General features: G+C 64.9%; 16 protein-coding genes and 1 tRNA gene. 7 read left to right on the top strand and 10 right to left on the bottom strand.

The features are described from left to right. Positions 1-16: 16 nt before the first annotated feature. Together VFO93_RS10720 and VFO93_RS10725 are read left to right on the top strand one after the other, a co-directional pair. Positions 17-241 carry a hypothetical protein gene (locus tag VFO93_RS10720; RefSeq protein ID WP_325134366.1) on the top strand — a complete coding sequence of 75 codons (225 nt, stop codon included), beginning with the start codon at positions 17-19 and terminating at the stop codon, positions 239-241. Next, entirely contained in the window at positions 238-564 is a 327-nt protein-coding gene (locus VFO93_RS10725; protein WP_325134367.1) for a type II toxin-antitoxin system RelE/ParE family toxin, read from the top strand. The genes VFO93_RS10720 and VFO93_RS10725 overlap by 4 nt, the downstream gene beginning before the upstream one ends. Here VFO93_RS10725 and VFO93_RS10730 read toward each other — a convergent pair. The 3 genes from VFO93_RS10730 to VFO93_RS10740 all read right to left on the bottom strand — a co-directional run bounded on the left by VFO93_RS10730 (position 561) and on the right by VFO93_RS10740 (position 4,799). Further along, complete coding sequence (locus VFO93_RS10730) at positions 561-1,967, bottom strand: APC family permease (protein ID WP_325134368.1); 1,407 nt, start codon at positions 1,965-1,967, stop codon at positions 561-563. The two genes, VFO93_RS10725 and VFO93_RS10730, sit on opposite strands and share 4 nt — an antisense overlap. A gap of 127 nt (positions 1,968-2,094) precedes the next feature. After that, complete coding sequence (locus tag VFO93_RS10735; protein WP_325134369.1) at positions 2,095-4,149, bottom strand: vWA domain-containing protein; 2,055 nt, start codon at positions 4,147-4,149, stop codon at positions 2,095-2,097. Between the two features lie 281 nt (positions 4,150-4,430). Then, positions 4,431-4,799: a DoxX family protein gene (locus VFO93_RS10740; protein WP_325134370.1), complete on the bottom strand. Its 369-nt coding sequence runs from the start codon at positions 4,797-4,799 to the stop codon at positions 4,431-4,433. Positions 4,800-4,874: 75 nt separating this feature from the next. On the opposite strand from VFO93_RS10740, the gene lptB reads away from it, so the two are divergent. Together lptB and VFO93_RS10750 are read left to right on the top strand one after the other, a co-directional pair. After that, positions 4,875-5,612 (top strand): LPS export ABC transporter ATP-binding protein, encoded by a 738-nt coding sequence (lptB, locus tag VFO93_RS10745; protein WP_325134371.1) that lies wholly within the window; start codon positions 4,875-4,877, stop codon positions 5,610-5,612. 195 nt (positions 5,613-5,807) lie between these two features. After that, positions 5,808-7,337 (top strand): GH3 auxin-responsive promoter family protein, encoded by a 1,530-nt coding sequence (locus tag VFO93_RS10750; protein ID WP_325134372.1) that lies wholly within the window; start codon positions 5,808-5,810, stop codon positions 7,335-7,337. Between the two features lie 166 nt (positions 7,338-7,503). Here the strand turns inward: VFO93_RS10750 and tal are convergent, their stop codons facing one another. Then, complete coding sequence (gene tal / locus VFO93_RS10755; protein ID WP_325134373.1) at positions 7,504-8,646, bottom strand: transaldolase; 1,143 nt, start codon at positions 8,644-8,646, stop codon at positions 7,504-7,506. A gap of 190 nt (positions 8,647-8,836) precedes the next feature. Between tal and VFO93_RS10760 the strand changes: the two genes are divergently transcribed. Continuing rightward, positions 8,837-9,130 (top strand): hypothetical protein, encoded by a 294-nt coding sequence (locus VFO93_RS10760; protein ID WP_325134374.1) that lies wholly within the window; start codon positions 8,837-8,839, stop codon positions 9,128-9,130. 83 nt (positions 9,131-9,213) lie between these two features. Here VFO93_RS10760 and VFO93_RS10765 read toward each other — a convergent pair whose 3' ends face one another. After that, positions 9,214-10,440 carry a PQQ-dependent sugar dehydrogenase gene (locus VFO93_RS10765; protein WP_325134375.1) on the bottom strand — a complete coding sequence of 409 codons (1,227 nt, stop codon included), beginning with the start codon at positions 10,438-10,440 and terminating at the stop codon, positions 9,214-9,216. A gap of 314 nt (positions 10,441-10,754) precedes the next feature. Between VFO93_RS10765 and VFO93_RS10770 the strand changes: the two genes are divergently transcribed. Further along, positions 10,755-10,997, top strand: coding sequence for a hypothetical protein (locus tag VFO93_RS10770; RefSeq protein WP_325134376.1), 243 nt, complete (start codon positions 10,755-10,757; stop codon positions 10,995-10,997). Here VFO93_RS10770 and VFO93_RS10775 read toward each other — a convergent pair. Then, positions 10,994-12,535, bottom strand: a complete 1,542-nt coding sequence (locus tag VFO93_RS10775) for a sensor histidine kinase (RefSeq protein ID WP_325134377.1) — start codon at positions 12,533-12,535, stop codon at positions 10,994-10,996. The genes VFO93_RS10770 and VFO93_RS10775 overlap by 4 nt on opposite strands. A 419-nt stretch (positions 12,536-12,954) precedes the next feature. Beyond that, positions 12,955-13,028, bottom strand: a tRNA-Val gene (locus tag VFO93_RS10780). A 124-nt stretch (positions 13,029-13,152) separates the two neighbouring features. Here VFO93_RS10780 and VFO93_RS10785 point away from each other — a divergent pair. Continuing rightward, the gene (locus VFO93_RS10785; RefSeq protein ID WP_325134378.1) at positions 13,153-13,653 is read left to right on the top strand and encodes a DUF6992 family protein; all 501 of its coding nucleotides are present in this window, start codon (positions 13,153-13,155) and stop codon (positions 13,651-13,653) included. A 77-nt stretch (positions 13,654-13,730) separates the two neighbouring features. On the opposite strand, the gene VFO93_RS10790 is transcribed toward VFO93_RS10785, so the two are convergent. From VFO93_RS10790 to VFO93_RS10800, 3 genes are all read right to left on the bottom strand, one after another. Further along, positions 13,731-14,240 carry an acyl-CoA thioesterase gene (locus VFO93_RS10790; protein ID WP_325134379.1) on the bottom strand — a complete coding sequence of 170 codons (510 nt, stop codon included), beginning with the start codon at positions 14,238-14,240 and terminating at the stop codon, positions 13,731-13,733. 63 nt (positions 14,241-14,303) lie between these two features. Beyond that, positions 14,304-14,696 (bottom strand): STAS domain-containing protein, encoded by a 393-nt coding sequence (locus VFO93_RS10795; protein ID WP_325134380.1) that lies wholly within the window; start codon positions 14,694-14,696, stop codon positions 14,304-14,306. 225 nt (positions 14,697-14,921) lie between these two features. Further along, positions 14,922-15,584 (bottom strand): response regulator transcription factor, encoded by a 663-nt coding sequence (locus VFO93_RS10800; RefSeq protein ID WP_325134381.1) that lies wholly within the window; start codon positions 15,582-15,584, stop codon positions 14,922-14,924. Between the last annotated feature and the right edge of the window lie 348 nt (positions 15,585-15,932).

Consider the following 15,932-nt stretch of genomic DNA (forward strand, 5'->3'; position numbering starts at 1 on the left):
GTCGTATATTAGACCTATGAAAACGATAGTCTTACACGTGCCCGACGAGGCCGACGAGGCCACGGTCATGGCGACCTTGGCAGAGCTACTCGATAAAAAACTGATTAAGATGGATACCGAACTACCGATGAGCTGGCCGGGGCCACCACTCACGGCAGAAGCTTTTGCCGACAAGCTGGGCCAGGCACTAGCGGCCCCTCGCCTATCCGTTGAAGACGCTAGGAAGCGGCTGGGATTATGATTCGCAACGGGCGCACGGTGACGCTGGGCGAGGAGTTTGTGCGGGAATTAGAAGCTGCGGAGAAATACGTTGGCCGTGATACGCCCCGTCGGGGCCGCCAGTTTGTGAGCGAGGTCATGGACTTTACGCTCGAAATTCTAGCGCCCCTGCCGTTTGCTTATCCGGCCTATCCTTACCCTGCCGCACCCGGCCGTCAGCTGCGGCGGGCCGTCTTTCGCAAGCACTACATCATTATTTACGAAGTGAGTGAGGCCGAAGTGAGCTTTGTCTTCTTCCATCACAGTAGCCGCAACAGCCCCGATTTAAGCTTTTTAGAAAGCTAATTGCGCCCCGCAAATGGCCAGCGGCCCAGCCGCCGGCTCCAGAGCAGAAACGCGCCCGTGCCCAGCGCCATCATGCCCAGGGCGGCCAGCTGAAAATACAGCTTGAAGTGCCACCCGCCCCAGCTGACCTCGGCCGGGGCGATGCCCCAGAACACGGCCAGCCACACGGCCACCGCCAGCACCACGGGCAGCGGGTAGAGCGGCATTTTGAAGGGCAAACTCGCCGTGCCGCGCCGGCGGCGCAGCAGCACCAGCCCCACCGCCTGGCCCACAAACTGCACCAGTATCCGCATGGCCAGGATGGCCGAAATAACCTCGCCCAGCCGGAAAAGTAGGCTGAACACGAAGCCCACGCCGCCCAGCAGCAGCAACGACACGTAAGGGAACTGCTTGGTAGGGTGCAGCTTACCGAACACGGACAAAAACTCGCCGTCGGCCGCCGCCGCGTAGGGAATGCGCGAGTAGCCCAGCAGCACCGCAAACAGCGACGCGAACGCCACCAGCAGCACCAGCCCCGTGGCCGCCTGCGCCGCCGCCGGCCCGTAGAGCCGCTCCATAAACACGCTCACGATAAATTGCGACTTGTCGCCCGCGCCGGCCTGCCAGGCCTGCACCTCCTGCCACGGAATGACAGTGCCCACGCTCCAATTGAGCAGCAAATACAGCGCCGCGATGCCCAGAATGCTCAGGAAAATGCTGCGCGGAATGACGCGCTCAGGCTTCACGATTTCGGCGCCCAGGTGGCACACGTTGTAGTAGCCAAGGTAGGAGTAGATGGTTTTGACGGCCGCCTGCCCCATCGCGGCCGAAAGGAGCAGGCCCGGCAGCGCACCCACGCCGCCCACCGGCAACACGGCTACCGGGTGGTTGGCGTGGGTGAGGCCGCCGAAAATCAGCCAGGCCATGAGGCCCAGCACACCTACCCACAGCGCCACGCCGAGCTTGCCAATGTCCTCGATGCGGCGGTAGAGTAGCACGATAAGCAATAAAACTACCGAGCCGGCCACTATTTTGGGCTGCCACCATTCAGTCATCGGCACGAGGTAGCCAAAGTATTGGGCAAAGCCAATGGCCCCGGAAGCCAGCACCAGCGGCGACTGAATGAGCGTTTGCCAGACGTAGAGAAACGACATGAAGCGCCCCCAGGTCTGCTCGCCGTAGGCCAGCTTGAGGAAGCGGTACGAGCCGCCCGCCTCGGGGTAGGCCGCGCCCAGCTCGCTCCAGATGAGGCCATCGACCAGGGCCAGGCCAGCACCCACCAGCCAGGCCAGCAGAAAGTTAGGCCCCATAAAGCCCATGACGAGCGGCAGGGTCACGAAGGGCCCGATGCCCACCATGTCAATCATGTTGAGGGCGGTGGCTTGCACCAGGCCCAGGCGGCGCTGTAGAGAAGGTTGGGACATAGGGTTGGATTAGCAGGATGTTAGACATCAGACGTTAGACATGAGACATGAGACATGAGAACTCAGCGAAGTAGAGCAGTTCTCATGTCTCATGTCTAACGTCTCATGTCTAACATCCTGCTAACCCCTAGCGCACGCCCACGGTTTTGGCGGCTGGCGTCAGGCCTTCGGCCAGCTGCACCAGGCGCACCAGCTCGGCGCGGTAGCCATCGGCATCGGGGCCGCGGCCGGCCTGGGCGAGCTGGGCGGCGGTGGCGTAGGTGGCGGTGCCGCGCTGCTCACTCTGGCGCAGCAGCAGGCCAAACTCGGCCACGGCGGCGGCAAACTGCTGGTCGGCCGACGTCTGAGTTATAGCTACGGCCGCGCCGGCCAGCGGCTGCGCCAGCAGCTTGCTGGTGCTGCCCTGCGGCTCTTTGTAGCGCAGCTTCACGGTGAGCACTTCGGCGGCGGGGCTGCCGGCTTTAGCCTTCGGCAATTGGTATTTGAGCGGGTCGATGAGCGGCTTGTCGGCCCCGGCGGGCACCAGCTCGTAGAGGGCCATCACGGTGTGGCCCGCGCCGAGTTCGCCGGCGTCTTTGCGGTCGTTGTTGAAGTCTTCATTGGCGAGCAGGCGGTTTTCGTAGCCAATGAGGCGGTAGTCGGCCACGCGGGCGGGGTTGAACTCGATTTGCAATTTCACATCCTTGGCCACCGTGAAGAGCGTGCCGCCAAACTGCGCCACCAGCGTGCGGCGGGCCTCGTCGAGGTTGTCGAGGTAGGCGTAGTTGCCGTTGCCTTTGTCGGCCAGTAGTTCCATGCGGCTGTCGCGCAGGTTGCCCCGGCCGCAGCCCAGCACGGTGAGGAACACGCCCGTTTCGCGCTGCTGCACAATGAGCTGCTCCATGGCCGCGTCCGAGCTTTCGCCCACGTTAAAATCGCCGTCGGTGGCCAGAATCACGCGGTTATTGCCTTCTTTCTGGAAAAACTGCCCCGCCACCGCGTAGGCCAGCCGCAGGCCCGCACCGCCCGCCGTGGAGCCGCCCGCCGTGAGCCGGTCGATGGCATCGAGGATGGTTTGCGGCTGCGAGCCGGGCGTGGGCGGCAGCACCAGGCCGGCCGCGCCGGCGTAGGCCACCAGCGCCACGTGGTCTTGGGGGCGCAGCTGCTTCACGAGCAGCCGCAGGCCGGCCTGCACCAGCGGCAGGCGGTCCTCCCCCATCATCGAGCCGGAGACATCGACCAAGAAAACGAGGTTGGCGGGCGGCAGCTTGGCGGTTTCAATTTTCTTGGCCTGAATGCCGATGCGGGCCAGCTGGTGGCCGGGCGCCCAGGGGCACTCGCTGAGCTCGGCGCTGATGCGCACCGGGTCGGGGCTGGCGGCGGGCGGCGCGGGTAGCTGGTAGTGGAAGTAGTTTAGCATTTCCTCCACGCGCACGGCATCGCGCGGGGGCAGCTGGCCTTCGTTGAGAAAGCGCCGCACGTTGCTGTAGCTGGCGTTATCGACATCGAGTGAGAAGGTACTGAGCGGCTCCTTGGCCACGGCCCGGAAGGCGTTTTCCTGGATAGCGGCGTAGGTATCGCCCGCGCCGGCCTCGGGCCGGGCGGGGTACGGCAGCAGGCCGGGGGCCACGGGCGGAGCCATTTGCACCTGCGTGTCGTACGCGCCATCGGGGCTGGTCCTATCATCCAGCTGGCCGCTGGCGCGGCGCGCTTTGCGCCCGGCCCGGCTCACCTGCACGCCGGCTACCCGGCCTTGCAGCGTTTGCTTGGCGGCGGGGGCGGCGCTGGTTGCTACCGAGCCAGTTACGCTTTGGCGTTTTTGGATGCCGTAGCCGGTTATCACCACCTCATTCAGCGACTTCTGGTCGGCTTGCAGCACCACATCCAGGGCCGCGCCGGGGGCCGGGGCGGGCAGCTCACGCCCCACGTAGCCGATGAAGCTGAACACCAGCGTAGCATGTTGGGCGGGCACGCCCGCCAGGGCGTAGCGGCCGGCCGCGTCGGTACTGACGCCCAGAGCGGTGCCCTTGAGTAGCACCGTGACGCCGGGCAGCGGCTGGCCCCCGGCGTCGGTGACGCGCCCGCGCACGGTGCGGGTGGCGGCGGTGGGGCGGCTGGCGGGCGGGGCCTGTTGGGCCAGGGCGGCCGGGGCATCGGCCAGCAGCGCCAGCGGCAGGAGCAGCGCGGGAAGCAGGTTTCTCATGGGGCAGCGGGGTTAGGTGAAAGACGTATCCTGCCGATGCCGAACGCCCTCCGATTGCACACGGCGGCCGGCCCAGTGCCAGCAGCGCCGTTAAGTTTCCCCGTGCTTGGTGTTGGGTACTCAATTAGGACTTACGCAAACCTCTTGGCTGATTTATCGCGCAGTGTTTCGCAGTGTCAAAACGCAGTGTTTCGCATGGATTTTTCCAAATGACACTGCGAAACACTGCGTGAAATAAAGAATCACAAGAAATGCGCAAGTCCTAGCATAGTACCTAACGCTCAACATCTAACGCCCCCTATCCGCCACACCCACCACAGCAGCAGCGGCTGCATGGGTAGCCGCGCCCACAGCGCCCAGGCCGGCAGGTGCAGCTGCTCGTGAATTTGAAGCATGTAGATGTTGGCCGGAAACACGGCCAGCAATAGCGCCAGCAGGCCCCAGGCGGCCGCGCGCCGGGTGGCGGGCAGCAGCAAGCCCAGGCCGCCCGCCACCTCGGCCGCGCCGCTCAGCGCTACCAGCAGCCGGGGTGCGGGCAGCCAGGGCGGCATGATGCGCAGGTAGGGCGCGGGTTTGAGAAAATGCAGCAGGCCTGCCCCCACGAAGAGCGCGGCCAGCACATAAAGCGACCAAGAAGGGCGACGGGACATATTATTAGCGCAACTCAGCGTTAAGTCCGGAAAGAGGATGGCTGCGTACCTACGTTTTACCTTTGCCCATAGCCTATGATACTTCGCGCCGAGCACCTCATCAAGCAATACAAAGCCCGCACCGTCGTCAACGACATGTCCTTGTCCGTGGCGCAGGGCGAAATCGTGGGGCTGCTGGGGCCCAACGGGGCCGGCAAAACCACCTGCTTCTACATGATGGTGGGCATGGTGAAAGCCAACTCGGGCAATATCTTCATTGACGATGAAAACATTACCCGGCTGCCCATCTACCAGCGGGCGCGGCGCGGCATGGGCTACCTGGCCCAGGAAGCCAGCGTGTTTCGCGACCTGAGCGTGGAGGAAAACATCCTGGCGGTGCTCGAAATGACGGACCTGCCCAAGAAGGCCCAGCGCGACAAGGTAGAGGAACTGCTCGAAGAGTTCAGCCTGGGCCACGTGCGCAAAAACCTGGGCCGCGTGCTGAGCGGCGGCGAGCGCCGCCGCACCGAAATAGCCCGCGCCCTGGCCGTGAACCCCAAATTCGTGCTGCTCGACGAGCCTTTTGCCGGCGTAGACCCCATCGCTACCGAGGAAATTCAGGGCATCGTGGCCAAGCTCAAAAACCAGAACATCGGCGTGCTCATCACCGACCACGACGTGAACTCGACCCTCGAAATCGTGGACCGCGCCTACTTGCTCTTCGAAGGCAAGCTGCTGAAAGCCGGCACCGCCGAAGAGCTGGCCGCCGACGAAACCGTGCGCCGCGTGTACCTGGGCAAGAACTTCGAGTTCAAGCGCAAGGTGTTTAATTGAGTTCTGAGTTTTTAGTTTTGAGTGCTGAGTTGCCAGGCACGGTTGTCCTTGCGAGCGCAGCGAGGCACTCGCACCCGCGCGGAACCCGAACGGCGACGCACAACAGGTGCGAGTACTTGGCTGCGCTCGCAAGGACAGTTGTTTTCCAACGTCTCAAACTCAAAACTCCTAATCCAAAACTCTTAACTAAACGAAGTGCTCGACCTTGCCATTGCCGCTGCTACCCAGCTCACGAGCCTGCCCCGGCTGGCGCGGGTGCGCGAGCAGCCGCACGAGTTGCAAGCAGCCGTACTGCGCTACCTGCTGGGCCGGGCGCAGCCCACGGCCTGGGGCCGCCGCTACGGCTACGCGGCCGGCCTGAGCGCCGCCGAGTTTGCGGCCCGCGTGCCCGTGAGCGCTTACGAGCAGCTGTATCCCGAGCTCGAAAAAGTGCTGCGCGGCCAGTCCGACGTGCTGTGGCCCGGCCCCGCCCCGGCCTGGCAGGCCAAGAGCAGCGGCACCACCAACGCCCGCAGCAAGTACATCCCGCTTACTAGCGAGGCGCTACGCGGCAACCACTACCGCGCCGGGCGCGACATGCTGGCGCTCAGCACCCACCTCTACCCGCAGCACCGCCTTTTGCAGGGCAAAACGTTGAGTTTGGGAGGCACCCACGCGGCCAGCCCCTTCGGGGGCGCGGCGCGGGCCGGCGATGTGTCGGCCCTCATCATGCAAAGCCTGCCGGGCTGGGCCGAGTACCTGCGCACCCCGCCCCTGGAGCTGGCCTTGCTGGACGAGTGGGAGGAAAAAATTGAGCGCATCGCCCGCCACGTGCTCACGCAGGATGTGCGCGTGCTGGCCGGCGTGCCCACCTGGATGCTGGTGCTGCTGCGCCGCGTGCTGGCCTTGGCCGGGGCCGCTACCATTACGGAGGTGTGGCCGCAGCTGGGCTTGTTTCTGCACGGCGCGGTGGCGTTCGGGCCCTATCGGGAGCTGTTTGGGCAGCTCGCGCCGGGCCCGCACATGCGCTACCTCGAGATTTACAACGCCTCGGAAGGCTACTTTGCCCTGCAAGACCAGCCCGACAGCGCCGACCTGCTGCTGCTGCTCGACCACGGCATTTACTACGAGTTTTTGCCCGCCGCGCAGTTCGACAGCCCCGACCCGCGCCCCGTGCCGCTGGAAGCCGTGGAAATCGGCCCGAGCTACGCGCTGGTCATCAGCACCAGCGCGGGGCTGTGGCGCTACCTGGTCGGCGACACGGTGCGCTTTACGTCGCTGCGGCCCTACCGCATTCGCATCACAGGGCGTACCAAGCACTTTCTCAACGCCTTTGGCGAAGAGGTGGTAATCGAAAACGCCGAAGCCGCCGTGGCCGCCGCCGCCCAGGCCACCGGCGTGCTGGTGCGCGATTTCACGGCCGCGCCGGTCTATTTTGCGGCCGAGGCTGCCTCGCGCGGCGGCCACGAGTGGGCCGTGGAATGCGCCGGCCCGCCGCCCGCCCAGGCCGCGCTTTTCGCCCAGGTGCTCGACCAGACTTTGCGCCAGCTCAACTCGGACTACGACGCCAAGCGCCACCGCGACCTGGCCCTGGCCGCGCCGCGCGTGCACTTCGTGCCCGCCGGCACCTTCGAGGCATGGCTGCGCCAGCGCGGCCCACTGGGCGGCCAGCGCAAGGTGCCAAGGCTCAGCAACTCGCGCGAGGTGTTGGAGGCAGTGCTGGAAGCGGGTGGGGTTTGTGGATGAGTGGATGAGTGGATGGGTGAGTAAGAAGCAAGTACGCAAAAAGCAAATCCGTCATGCTGAGCCTGCCGAAGCATCTCTACCGCACCGTTGAACTATCATAATGGTGCGGTAGAGATGCTTCGGCAAGCTCAGCATGACGGACGTTTTTTACCGTCAACGCAGCTGACTACTTCAGCTCCTCGGCACCTTCGGCGGCTTGCTTGCGTTTTTTCTCCACCGAGTCAATCAGCTTGCCGAAGGGCTCGATAAATTTCTGCACGCCTTCGTCTTCGAGCTGCTGGGTAGCGGCGTTGAGGTCGATGCCGAGCTTGGGCAGGTCGGCCAGCACTTGGCGGGCTTTGTCGAGGCCCTGCTCCAAGCGGTCGGCGGGCTGGCCTTTCTCCTTGAAGATGTCCATCGTTTCGACCGGAATGGTGTTCACCGTTTTTGGGCCGATGAGGTTTTCGACGTACTTCAGGTCGTCGTATTTCGGGTTTTTATTGCCGGTACTGGCCCACAGCAGGCGCTGGGTGTTGGCGCCTTTGTCGGCCAGGGCCTGCCAGCGCGGGCCAGCGAAGATTTCCTTGTAGAGTTGGTACGCCTGCTTAGCGCTGCTCAGGGCTACTTCGCCCACCAGCGACTCGGCTAGCTGGCCTTTCTCGCCGCCTTCGGCCGCGAGCTTTTCCAGCTGCGGGTCGAGCAGTACGTCGATGCGGCTCAAAAAGAAGCTGGCTACCGAGTCGATGCGCTCCAGCGACTGGCCGGTTTTGAGGCGGTCCTCAAGGCCGGCAATGAAGGCTTCGGCCACGGCTTTGTAGCGGTCGAGGCCGAAAATGAGGGTTACGTTGACGTTGATGCCTTCCGAAATAGCCGTGCGAATGGCGGGCAGCCCCTCTTTGGTGGCCGGAATCTTAATCATCACGTTGGGCCGGTCTACTGCTTTCCACAGCTTGCGGGCCTCGGCGATGGTGCCGTCGGTGTCGTTGGCGAGCTTGGGCGATACTTCGAGGCTCACGTAGCCGTCCGAGCTGTTGTCGTGGCTGTCGTAAAGACCTTTGAAGAGGTCGCAGGCGGCCTGCACGTCGGCCACGGCCAGGCCTTCGTAGATGTCTTCGGCGCTCTTGCCCTGCTGGGCCTGCTCCTTGATGGTTTGGTCGTAGTCGGACGAGCCGCCGATGGCTTTCTCAAAAATGGCGGGGTTGGAGGTGACGCCGCGCAGCGCGTCTTCATCGACGCGGCGCTTGAGCTCGCCGTTTTGCAATACTTTCCGGCTGATGAAGTCGAGCCACAGGCTTTGGTCGAGGCGGCGGATGTCAACTAAGGGATTCATGGGCAATGGAAAAATGGGGTCTTAAAGGAAACGGCTGGCGCGGCGGGGGGTTGTGAGCGGCCCGCCGCACCCGCCGCTCCGGCGCGGCCAAGTTACGGCCGCCGCCGCCGCAGGCCACCTATCGGGCACTTGCACAACCTTGCGGGGGCTTTCGGGGTAAAATGGCTTCGCAACTCTTTTTCCTTTCCCCATGAAATTCACGCAATTCGTGCTGGCCGCCGCCGTGTGCGCCACTACCGCCGCCTCGGCCCAGACTACCCCCACCCAAACCGCCCCGCGCGGCACCGGCTCGGCCGCGCCGAGCGCCGTGCCCAGCGGCATTCCCGCCCCCGCCGCCAACCCCCGGGGCGCGGTATCGGCCGGCGAAGTGTTCACTACCGGCTCGCCCGACGGCGATAAGATGAAGGCGTCGAAGCGCGACAAAGGCATGAAGCCCAAGGGCTCGATGTCGGACCACAAAGGCCATACGAAAGCCAAAATGTAGCCAGCTGTGCCGCTACCGGCCCAACCCAAAAAAGGCGCTTCTGCTCGGTAGAAGCGCCTTTTTTGGGTTTAAGCGCGGGTTGCTCAGGGCTTGTCTATCCGGTAGAGGCGACCCTGGTCGGTGATGGCATACAGGGCCCCGTCGGCGCCCTGCGTGATGTCGCGGAAGCGCTGCCCTTCGCTGGCCAGCAGGCGCTCCTCGCCCACTACCCGGTTGTTGCTGAGCACCAAGCGCGCGATGTGCTGCCCGCTGAGCGAGGCCAGAAACAGGTTGTTTTGCCAGCCCGCGATGCGGCCGGAGGTGTAGAAGGTCATGCCACTGGGCGAGATAACGGGGTCCCAGTAATACACCGGCTGCTCGAGGCCGGCGGCCTGCTGAATGCTGCCCCCAATGGGCTGGCCGCTGTATTCGATGCCGTAGGTGATGGTGGGCCAGCCGTAGTTGGCCCCCGCTTGCAGGCGGTTGAGCTCGTCGCCCCCGCGCGGGCCGTGCTCGCTTTGCCACACCTCGCCCGTGGTGGGGTGCACGGCCAGCCCCTGCGGGTTGCGGTGCCCGATGGAGTAGAGCTCGGGCAACGCCCCGGCCGCCGCAAACGTGGGGTTGCCGGGGGCGGGCTGGCCGGCTTTGGTGAGGCGAATGACCTTGCCCAGCGCCGAGGTGGCTGCCTGCGCCTGCGGGCGGGTAGCCAGGTCGGAGCGCTCGCCGGTGCTGATGAGCAGGTGGCCCGTGCGGTCGAACACCACCCGGCCGCCGTAGTGCAGCGTGCCCGCGTAGGCGGGCTCGGCCCGGTAGATAACGGCCGCGTTTTCGATGGTGCGCTCGTCATTGGCCAGCCGGCCCTTGCCGATGGCCGTGAGGTTGCCGCCGGGGCGCGCTTCCGAAAACGACCAGTATACCAGGCGGTTGCTGGCAAAATCGGGGTCGAGGCACAGCCCCAGCAGCCCGCCCTGCCCGGCGGGGTTCACGGCCGGCAGGCCCGTGATGGGGGCGCTCACGGCCCCGGCCGCCGTCACGAGGCGCAGCTGGCCGGCTTTCTCGGTGATGAGTAGGCGGCCATCGGGCAGGGCGGCGATGCCCCAAGGGCTGGTGAGGCCCGACGTGACGGCCGCCGCCCGGTAGCTGCTGGCCGGGGTGCTGAAGCCGCTGGCGCGGGTTTGGCCCGCGAAGGCCGGGGGGTAGGCGGTGTTGGGGGCGCTGGTTTCGACGGGGGCCGTGGGGGTGGCGTCGGGCGCGGCCTCCTCGTCCTGGTTTTGGGAGCAGGCCCCGAGCGCAAGCGAGCAACCTACTAGAAAGCAAACGTGGCGATTCATAAGCGGTGAGCGGGCTGGTGAGCTAAAAACTACCTGCCTCATACGGCAACGCGGGGCTTTTAGCTGCCTTTTCTTCATCCGTTCCTCATGCGGCGCGGGCGCGGCCAACAAGCCGCTGGCACCCAACCCGCCCGGAGCGCCATGCCCGCGTTAAGTGGCAAGAAAAAAATAGCACTGCCTAAAGTCTGCCCGCCGCCCTATTTGTATAGGCCTAGCTGCGCAGGTTTGCCACCGGCGGGCAATTCTCTCAGCCGGGCGGCGCGCTGCCCTCCTTCCCTACCCCCTTTTACTACCTGTATGTCACTAAGCGCTACGTGCTAACCCGGCCCGGCCCGGCGCGCCTGCGGCACGCCCTGGCCCTACTTGGCCTGCTGCTGCCGGCCAGCGCCTGGGCGCAGCTCACGGGCACCAAGACCGTGCCGGGCAGCTACCCCACGCTGGCCGCCGCCATTGCCGCCCTCAACGCGCAGGGCGTGGGCATGGGCGCGGGCGGCATCACGTTCAACGTGGCGGCGGGCTACGCCGAACGGGCCTTTTTGGTGGGCAGTCACCTTTAGAGAGGCAGCGCCACGGTAAAAGTGGAGCCTATTCCTAGTTCACTTTGCACCGTGATGGTACCGCCCGCGTTCTCAATGAGGCGTTTGATGGAGTACAGGCCCACGCCCGACCCTTCGATGTGGGTGTGCAGGCGCTGAAACAACCCAAACAGGCGCGTTTGCTGCTTTGGTGCCAGCCCCAGCCCGTTATCCTGCACCGTGAGCACGGCCTGCTCGGCGGTGCATCGGGCGCGCACCTCGATAACGGGCGGGCGCACGAGGTCGCGGTACTTGAGGGCGTTGCTGAGTAGGTTGAACAGAATGGAGCGCAGGTCTTTGGGCGGAAAGCGCACGGTCGCGCACGCCGCCAGGTCGATGCGTAGCTCCGCGCACGCCGCTGCGAGGCTGGGGGCCAGGTCGAGGCGCACATCTTCCAGCAGCGTGGCCAGCTCTATCGCCGGGGTGGGCTCCGCGCTTTTGGCCTGAAGCTGCATGACGTTGGTCAGGTGCCCGATAGTTTGCTGAAAGCGCGCGATAGCGTTGTCAATCAGCGTGAAGACAGTGGCAATAGTGGACTGGCGCAGCCACTCGGGCGGCAAATCCTGGCGCAGCACGTTTACCAAGCCCTCAATATTGGCAATCGGGGCGCGCAGGTCATGCGAGGCCGTGTAAATGAAGGTGTCCAGGTCGGCATTCACGCGCGTGAGCTGCTGGTTGAGGGCTAGTACCTGCCGGCGCGCCCGCACCTGCTCGCTCACGTCGAAAGCAAACACGTACACCCCATCGACCTGCCCGTGCGCGTTGTAGCGCGCCTGAAACGTGTGGTTGAAGTAGCTTTCCTCGGAGTCGCTTCCGGCCGTGCGCTCCCAGGACACGGGCACTTCCTGGTCGCGGTAAGTCTGGCCGGTGCGGTACACCTGCTCCAGGTGCTCCCACACGGCGGTGCCCTTAAACTCGGGCACCGCCGCCAGCAGCGGCCGGCCCAGCAGCTGGCGGCCCGCAAACAGCCGCTGGTAGCCCGGATTTACAAGCTCATACACCAACTCAGGCCCCTTGAGCAGGCAGATGGCCGCCGGGGCCTGCAATACGAGCTGGCTAAGCCGCTGGCGCTCCTGCTCGACCTGGACCAGGGCCCGCCGCTCCCGGTCCTGGGCTTGCGCCATGGCTTGGCGGGCCAGCACCTCTTCGGTAACATTGACGGAGCTGTGGATGATATAGTGCAGCTTGCCCTGCGCATCGAATACGGGCGTGTTGCGCGGCAGCCAGTGGCGCTCCACGAAGTGCCCCGGCCGCTCGGGGTCGAGCACGTCGTAGTGTTGCAGAGCCATCTGGTGAGGTTGGCCCGTGGCTATGACGAGCTCCAGAGAAGCGCGCCAGTTGCGCACGGCGTTCGCCTCCGGGGCGGCTGGGTTGTCGGGAAAAGCGTCGAAAAGGTAGCGGCCGACCAACTCGTCGCGCCGCTTGAGGGTATCGGCCAGATAAGCGTTGCTGGCGGTAAGAATAAGCAGCTCGGGGGAAACCACGATGTAGGAATCGGGCACCGTTTCGAGGGCTCGCAATTGCTCGGCAAGCGCCGGGGTAAGGTCGGTAGCGGGTATCAGGGTGGGTAGCTACAAGGCGTAAACCGCGGTGAAGAAGCGGAATATAGCGCCAGGTAGTTCCTGCTGCGAAAGGAGCTGAGGTGGTAAACCAGGGCGCTGCGGGGGCAAGAGCGCAAGCAACGCACAGATTGTGAATGAATCGATTACGAGAATCGTTGAGCGAAATAATGTTTCCGTAATTCCGCCACTTTTTGCGGCATCAGGAGCTTGTTGGGAAAGCCCGCCGTGGGCAGCTACCGGGCGCAGGCCGGGCCGGCGGGGTGAAGTGAAGTAGTGAGCAACCCCGTGGCAATGTGCTCCTACTTGCGACCACACAAAGCGAACCCCGGGGTACATAACCAAAAAACCCCTTCAGCAAGACGCTAAAGGGGTTTATGTGGGCAGTATCGGAATCGAACCGATGACCTCTACCATGTCAAGGTAGCGCTCTAACCAGCTGAGCTAACTCCCCAATCGGTACTTGCTACCGGGCAGCGGGCACAAAAGTACGCAGCCCGGCGGGGTTTGGGCGAACAAATTTTGCGCGGCGGCCCGGTGGGGTGGCCGCAGGCGGCCCGGCCCCGTACCTTGCGGGTATGCTGCATTCGATATTGCTAACCGCGCCGGCGTGGCTGGCCGCCTACCGCGCCCGCGAGCTGCTGCTGGGCCGGGGCCTGGGGCTGCTCGGGGCCTGGGCCCTGCTCAACCTGGTGGGCAGCGGCTACTGGCTGCCCCGCACCGACCGCCGCGAGGTAGCGCACCACTTCCACTTCATGAACTGCTGCTGGGGCTTTGTCAATGCCGTGCTGGCGGCGGTGGGCATCCTGCGCACGCACCCCGGCGCGCCGCCCGTGGGCTTCAGCGCCGCCGAGGCCCTGCACGACCAGCAGGTGCTGGTCTTTATTTTCCAGCTCAATGCCGCGCTCGATATCGGCTACCTGCTGGTGGGCTGGTGGCTGGTAGCGCGGGCCGCCCGCCCCAGCCCCAATCCTTTTGGCCCCGCCCGGCTGCTGGGCTACGGCCGCTCGGTGTGGGTGCAGGGCAGCTTCCTACTGGTGTTCGACGCCATTATGGCCTGGGTGGTGAGTAGGGGATGAGCGGATGAGTGGATGAGTGGACAAAGTTTAACACACACTCATCCACTCATCCAAAACCCACTCATCCACTCATCCCCCTACTCGCGGCGCAGCTTTTTCAGCTCCTGGCGCACGGCTTTCACGCGCTCGTCGAAGCCATCGGGGTCGTAGTCGATGCCGGGCACGTCGAGTTCCTCCAGCATTTCCATCAGGGCATCGTCGTGGTCGAGGCGGGTGCCGGCAGGCAGCTGCACGAAGGCCATCTCCGACCATAGCAAGGCCAGCAGCCGGCCGCCATCTTCCGAGCGCATCTGCATCTCCACCACCAGGTTCTGGTTGTCGAAGTGAATGAGTTGGGTGCGAATGAGCACCAGCGCCCCGTGCCGGGCGGGCCGCAGGTAGCTGAGGTGGTGCTTGGTAATAACCCAGGCCGCGCGCTGGGCGCGGGCCAGCTCGCCCAGGTTCAGGGCGTAGTGCGCGGTGGTGTGGTCCTCGCGGGCGTTGAGGAAGTAGTCGAGGTAGCGGGCATTGTTGAGGTGCCCCAGCATATCGCAGTCCTGGAAGTGAATGCGATGCTGAGTTTCGGGGGTGCGAACGAGGCGCGGCATAAGCAAGCGGGCAATGGGGCCGCGAAGGTAGCGCGGCCGGGCCCGCCGGCACTACGCGGCCGCCTATACCCCCGACAGCAAAAACCGGGGCCCTTGAAACTCGGCGGCCGGGCACAGGTGCAGCACCGCGTCGAGGCCGTTTTCGGTGAGCTGGCTTGCCAGGCCCTGGGGCAGCCCGCACCAATACAGCTCCGTGTTGGTGGCTTTGGCGCTGCTGGTGGCGTGCAGCAGAGCCCGCTCGCCCACGTAGTTTAGCGAGTGCAGCCCCCGGCAGTCTATCCAGGCCTGGGCCACGCCCTTGGCCAGCAGCTGCTCCATGGCCTGCTCCAGGTGGGTGGCGTCGGCGGCGGTGGTGCAGCCGCCGCGCAGGCTCAGGCCCATGCTGTCGCGGTGCCCTCCCAGGTGAATGGTGAGCGAACGCATCGGAAACACCAACAGCAGGAAAGAATCAGTCATAGCTACTGATTTAGAGAGCGGTAAGGATTCCATGCAAAGGTAATTACCCGCCGCTTAATATTATCAGGTGCTAATACTCTTTTTTTGAAAATAGGTGGCCTGAATGCGGCAAATTCAGTACTTTACCAGGCCTGGTTACGTGTTTGTTGGTAGCGCCACGGCTGCGCCGTGCGTAGTTGCGCACCCGGCAGCATAGCCAGGCCGCTACCCCGGGTGGCGCAGCAGCTAGTCGAGCAGGCCCTGGGTCATGGCCAGCCGGATGAGGGCGGCCGTGTTCTTGGTCTGGGTTTTTTCCAGGATGTTTTGGCGGTGCGTTTCCACGGTGCGCTTGCTGGTAAAGAGCTGGTCGGCTATCTCGCCGGTAGTGAGGCCCTCGGACAGCAGGCGCAGGATTTCTGCCTCGCGGCGCGTGAGCTGGGGCGGCCCCGGCGCGGCGGCATCGGAAAGGCTGGTGCCGGTGGCTTTGGCCAGCAGCTTGTGCAGCAGCAGCAGCCCCAGGCCGCTGCACAAAAACTGCCGGCCGGCCGCCACCGTCCGGATGGCCACCACCAGTTCTTCGCCCAGCCCATCTTGCAGCACGTAGCCGTGAACTCCGGCCGCAAAAAGCTGGCTGATGTCGCGCTCGCTGGTGCTGGCGGCCAGCACCAGTATTTTCATTTCCGGAAGCGCGGCCCGCAGGCCCTGCACCGCCGCCAAGCCCTCGGGCAGGGGCCCGGCCAGGGCCAGCACCACTACCTCGGCCTGGGTGGCCAGCAGCTGGTCGAGCAGGGCGGGCCCGGTGCGTGCCGCGCCTACCAGCAGCAGGCCGGGCTCGAGGGCCAGCCGCCCCCCTACGCTATCGCGCCCCAGCGGGTCACCATCGTCGCCTGCCAGAAAGATACGGGCCATAATGCTGTGCTATTACTAGTTGGTTTCCTGCGCCTTGCCAGGGCCGGGCGGCCACCGCTGCGCCAGCCGGGGCCGGCAACGCTACCCCCGCAAGGTAGCTATCACTGGCTGGGCAGCCGGCCACCGGCGCCTACCGGGGCGGGGCCGAGCCGCCCGGTGCAGCCGCGCGCTACTGCCCCCATTGCCAGCAAATGCCGCGCGCTATAGCCGCAGGTTTAGCCCCTCTGTCTAGCCCTGTTTTGCCCGGAGTGCTACCGCTTCAGCTTAGCCATCTTGCCAGCAGCGGCAACCTTGAGCGGCCAACTGCGTTAGCACCAACACAATTAGCCAATCCAACTTTTCCACCGC

It is taken from the genome of Hymenobacter sp., from assembly GCF_035709525.1.
GTDB lineage: Bacteria > Bacteroidota > Bacteroidia > Cytophagales > Hymenobacteraceae > Hymenobacter.